This is a genomic window from Celeribacter halophilus (assembly GCF_900114135.1).
Taxonomy (GTDB): domain Bacteria; phylum Pseudomonadota; class Alphaproteobacteria; order Rhodobacterales; family Rhodobacteraceae; genus Celeribacter; species Celeribacter halophilus.
In genome coordinates this window covers 1-3,717 of the sequence record NZ_FORY01000050.1, presented here as the reverse complement: position 1 = coordinate 3,717, position 3,717 = coordinate 1, and the positions used below count along the sequence as shown (strand labels likewise).

The window sequence follows — 3,717 nt, the reverse complement described above, 5'->3', positions numbered from 1 at the left end:
GACCACCAAGACCGGGAAACAGGCCTTTGGCACCGGCTACATCCTGCGCTGTGCGGGTGAGCCCTTCCTGATCGGCACACGCGGCCGTCCGGTCACCACGCGAGGCGTGCGCAGCGTCATCATCGATCAGGTGAGGGAGCACTCCCGAAAGCCGGAGAAGGCATTCAGCGAGGCTGTGCGCCTCATGCCGGACGCCCAGCGCCTTGAGCTATTTTCACGACAACAAAGAGAGGGATGGACCGTCTGGGGCGACCAGGTGGGCAAATTCCCGAGCGAGGTTCAATCATGAGCATTCCCCCCGCATCCGTAGGCCGCACCATGGCCGTCGATATCCCCGCCACGATCACGCCGCACCTCAAGTCCGGATCCGTGCGCGCTCTGGCGCTTCCCCTGCGCCCTTACTCGAACCTGAAGCAGGGCGATGCCATGTGGGCGCGTGAGGGCATCAACGTCGATCGGAAGCAGCGCGTGAAGAACCAGCTGCGCCTGTCCTATGTGGGTGAGGACTTGTTCCTGTCGATCCCGTGGATTCCGTCAGTGGCAAAGCCTTCACCGGGGTTCCGGCCGCCCAGCGCCATGCCTGTCCAATGTTCGCGCTTCACGCTTATCGTCAAATCCGTTGAGGTCATGCGCCTGTCTCAGATCAGCGAAGAGGACGCGCTTATCAGTGGCGTCTTTATCGATCCGGATGGAGGCTACACGCCTGCGGGCTTCCCGTTCATGGTCGGATGCGAGACAGCGAACGGCGCGCTTAGGGTTCTGTATGAAACGCAGAACGCGCTGGGCGTGGGTGAAAACCCAGAGGTGGCCTTTGTCCGGTTCAGCGCAATCATGCGCAACATCTCTTTCTTTTCGGGTGGCGCGTAATGGCCCAGAGACCGAGACGAAAGAAGAACAACCCGGAAGCGGACGCCCAGCGCGTGATTGTCCGAGACCTGAATCGGCTGATCATTCCGCCCTATGTCCTTCACCACAGCCCGAACGAGGCCGGAAAGGCCAGCAAGGTTGCACAGTCCATCCTCAAGGGGATGGGCCTTCATCCGGGGTTCTCTGACCTCGTGGTCTTCGGTCCAGAGCGCCGTGCCGCATTTCTCGAGGTGAAGGCTGGAAAGAACCAGGCCACGCCCGAGCAGATCGCCTTTGGGCGGGACGTGTGGTCATTCGGATGGGTATGGGGCGTGGTGCGCAACACAGAGGACGCTGTGGCGCTCCTGCAGCGCGCTGACATACCTCTGCGCATCAAGGGAGGGCTTTGACACATGACGGCACTCTCTGCCCTCTCTGCGCCGCGCTGGGCGCGAACAAACGGGGACCGGAATGAAGACCGGCGAGTCATTCCAGTCCGTTCCTACGTTCCAGTCGGTGAGCCACGCTCACGTGACCCTGAAATTAAATTCAGGAGTTCACCATGAGTCACCGCGCTTCACATTGGCTTGCCGATATCCCCGCCGACCACATGACCCACGGCGCTTTTCGCGTCTTGTTCCACCTCTGCGATGCCCACAACTCGCAACGCCCGCCAGAGACGGCGTGCTTCCCCTCTCAGGCGTTCCTGATGGACGCCACGGGCCTCTCCAACTCCGGCCTAAACAAAATCCTCAACGACCTTGAGCGCGACGGTCTTCTGGTCCGGCGGCGCACGCGCAATGCGGACGGGACACGCGGGCCGACCTACTACATCTTGGGGTGCGACCTGGAAGAAGCACAACCAACTCCACTCAGTGGAGATGGATCAAAAGGTGAACAAACAGACGCAGATAACGGTAACGGGGTTGTGGAAAAGCCTGTGCATAAGCCTGTGGATAAGTCTCCATCCAACTCCACTAGAGCGCACAAACCAACTCCACTAAAGCGCACGAACCAACTCCACCGTAGTGGAGATAAACCTGTAAAAGAACCATTAAAAGAACCGCAGCCCGATTCCGGCGTCCCTGTTTCGGTGCAATCTGCGGCCTCTTGCATCCGCTCTGGCATCCCTTCGATGTGCAGCAGCATAAAAAAATCCACGGCACTCGCCTGCATTGAGGCAGGTCTTGTTTCCCATGAGGATTGTCGCCGCGTGAACATCACGCTCTGAATTCGAACCACCCGAAAAGTTGAGGGGGCAGTAATGGCTAAGAAAATGGAACCTATCAAACTCACGGTCGCAGAAGTCGAGGAGCGTCTCGAAGAGGCAGCGTTGACCTTGAAGCGGTTGCCGAACCTCGGAGGGCCGCAGGGGTATAAATCCAGCTGGCCTGAATACGTGCAATCATCCGCGACCGCCTATGGCTATGAACAGGCCACGATGCGGGTCACTCCGAGCGCAAAGGAAATCCAGCGCATGGAGGACGCGATCGAGTGGCTTAAGCTGATTGACTACCGCGACGACCCGCAGCGCACGGCCGATGATCGCAAGATTGTATGGATGCGGGCCGAACAGCACCGCTGGGCCGCCATTCAGCGCGCTGTGGGCCTCTCACGGTCTCAGGCATGGCGGAGACACGCAGCGGCCCTGATCACGCTGCAGAGGCGCTTGGAGCGCGGCACACGGGCCAGCAAGGCCGCGCCTACGCCCGTATCACGGTAAAATCGTAAGGGGGGGCGAGCGGAACAGGGGGGGTTAATCGGTTAGGCGGCCGTCAGGCCGCCGTCTCCGCCGGAAAATCGGGGTGCAGCCCGTGCTCAAGTGCCAGGAGGGCCAGCATGACCGTGAGGGGCACCGGCGCGCGGCCCAGGGCGTAGTTGTCGACCGCCGACTTGCCGACGCCGATCCTCTTGCAAAGTTCGCGCCGGGACAGTCCGAGGTCTGCTACCTTGGCGTTGAATTCGTCGCGCGTCATTGGCGCGGGCTTGATTACCTTCATGGCGTTACTCCCAAAAATACCGCGAGTCCTATGAAAAGGGCGATCCCTGTCAGCAGCTCGCTTATCCGAAATGGTAGACCTGTCTTCTGTTTCATGGCTTTGCCTCTTGCTTTTGTCCTACCACCTATGCCCCGCGCGTGGCGGGGTTCGGCGGGCGCAAGGGGCGCGTGGCGGTTACTCTTTGACGCAACTCGCTTCGCCTGGCCCGTCGTGTTCCAAAAGAAGCGCGATGCAGTCTTCGCCGGTGAGTCCGCTGTCTTCTACAAAGACCTCCGGCGGCGTTCCGTCTGAAAACCAAACCGTGACCAAAAAAGCGAACGTGGCGGCTGTCATTGTCTCTTGTCCTTCTGTCTCGTGGCGCGGCCCGTTGCCGCCCCTGCTACTGCCTCAACCCCGCGCTTGGCGGGGTTCGGCGGTGGCGTGGCGCGGTGGCGCTAGGCGACCTCAATTCGCAAAACCTTGAATGCCGGGTAGCCTGGACCTTCATCCTCGTATTCTTGAACCACCGGGCGGTTTTTGTTTTTTTCCGCCGCCTCTTTAACCGCGTTAAAAATTTCCTCTTTAACCGGAACCATCCCGTCTTCGTCTGGCCCGTTGCACCCTACCGCGATGAAAAACCTAGCTTGTTCCGTCATTGTCTCTTTCCTTCTGTCTCTTGCCGCCCGTGGCGGCGTTCGTTGGTTCGGGTTGATTCCCTTGCCTTGTCTCTACTATGGCCCTTTTTTGGGCCGTTGCAACCCCTTGTTTGGTTTTTTGCTATTCTTTTCAACCGCTTGGCGTTCTTGCCGCGCTCTTGCGCCCGGCCTGCCCCGTGGTCTCGTGGTCCGGTCTGGCCCGTGGCGTTCGGCGTCGGTCTCGTGGTCTGGTCTGC

At 60.1% G+C, this 3,717-nt stretch carries 8 protein-coding genes; 5 read left to right on the top strand and 3 right to left on the bottom strand.

Annotation, left to right across the window (positions count from 1 at the left end):
* The 5 genes from BM152_RS18625 to BM152_RS18605 all read left to right on the top strand — a co-directional run.
* On the top strand, nucleotides 1–289 hold a 289-nt coding region (locus BM152_RS18625), incomplete at its 5' end, for an MT-A70 family methyltransferase (RefSeq protein ID WP_244524899.1).
* Nucleotides 286–867, top strand: coding sequence for a hypothetical protein (locus BM152_RS18620; protein ID WP_066598868.1), 582 nt, complete (start codon nucleotides 286–288; stop codon nucleotides 865–867). The genes BM152_RS18625 and BM152_RS18620, both read left to right, overlap by 4 nt.
* Nucleotides 867–1,256: a VRR-NUC domain-containing protein gene (locus tag BM152_RS18615; protein ID WP_066598869.1), complete on the top strand. Its 390-nt coding sequence runs from the start codon at nucleotides 867–869 to the stop codon at nucleotides 1,254–1,256. Before BM152_RS18620 ends, BM152_RS18615 begins: the two co-directional genes overlap by 1 nt.
* Nucleotides 1,257–1,408: 152 nt before the next feature.
* The gene (locus BM152_RS18610; RefSeq protein ID WP_066598871.1) at nucleotides 1,409–2,077 is read left to right on the top strand and encodes a helix-turn-helix domain-containing protein; all 669 of its coding nucleotides are present in this window, start codon (nucleotides 1,409–1,411) and stop codon (nucleotides 2,075–2,077) included.
* A 33-nt stretch (nucleotides 2,078–2,110) separates the two neighbouring features.
* Entirely contained in the window at nucleotides 2,111–2,569 is a 459-nt protein-coding gene (locus BM152_RS18605; protein WP_066598872.1) for a DUF6362 family protein, read from the top strand.
* A 52-nt stretch (nucleotides 2,570–2,621) separates the two neighbouring features.
* On the opposite strand, the gene BM152_RS18600 is transcribed toward BM152_RS18605, so the two are convergent.
* From BM152_RS18600 to BM152_RS18595, 3 genes are all read right to left on the bottom strand, one after another.
* Nucleotides 2,622–2,846 carry a helix-turn-helix domain-containing protein gene (locus tag BM152_RS18600; protein ID WP_139222560.1) on the bottom strand — a complete coding sequence of 75 codons (225 nt, stop codon included), beginning with the start codon at nucleotides 2,844–2,846 and terminating at the stop codon, nucleotides 2,622–2,624.
* A gap of 174 nt (nucleotides 2,847–3,020) precedes the next feature.
* Entirely contained in the window at nucleotides 3,021–3,179 is a 159-nt protein-coding gene (locus BM152_RS19380) for a hypothetical protein (protein WP_156444331.1), read from the bottom strand.
* Between the two features lie 101 nt (nucleotides 3,180–3,280).
* On the bottom strand, nucleotides 3,281–3,481 hold the full coding sequence (locus BM152_RS18595) for a hypothetical protein (protein WP_066598874.1): 201 nt from the start codon (nucleotides 3,479–3,481) through the stop codon (nucleotides 3,281–3,283).
* Between the last annotated feature and the right edge of the window lie 236 nt (nucleotides 3,482–3,717).

What these genes read in the sequence shown, in the direction of transcription:
- BM152_RS19380 (WP_156444331.1), bottom strand. Translation starts at nt 3,179, where the DNA reads ATGACAGCCGCCACGTTCGCTTTTTTGGTCACGGTTTGGTTTTCAGAC.
- BM152_RS18615 (WP_066598869.1), top strand. Translation starts at nt 867, where the DNA reads ATGGCCCAGAGACCGAGACGAAAGAAGAACAACCCGGAAGCGGACGCC.
- BM152_RS18605 (WP_066598872.1), top strand. Translation starts at nt 2,111, where the DNA reads ATGGCTAAGAAAATGGAACCTATCAAACTCACGGTCGCAGAAGTCGAG.
- BM152_RS18620 (WP_066598868.1), top strand. Translation starts at nt 286, where the DNA reads ATGAGCATTCCCCCCGCATCCGTAGGCCGCACCATGGCCGTCGATATC.
- BM152_RS18610 (WP_066598871.1), top strand. Translation starts at nt 1,409, where the DNA reads ATGAGTCACCGCGCTTCACATTGGCTTGCCGATATCCCCGCCGACCAC.
- BM152_RS18600 (WP_139222560.1), bottom strand. Translation starts at nt 2,846, where the DNA reads ATGAAGGTAATCAAGCCCGCGCCAATGACGCGCGACGAATTCAACGCC.
- BM152_RS18595 (WP_066598874.1), bottom strand. Translation starts at nt 3,481, where the DNA reads ATGACGGAACAAGCTAGGTTTTTCATCGCGGTAGGGTGCAACGGGCCA.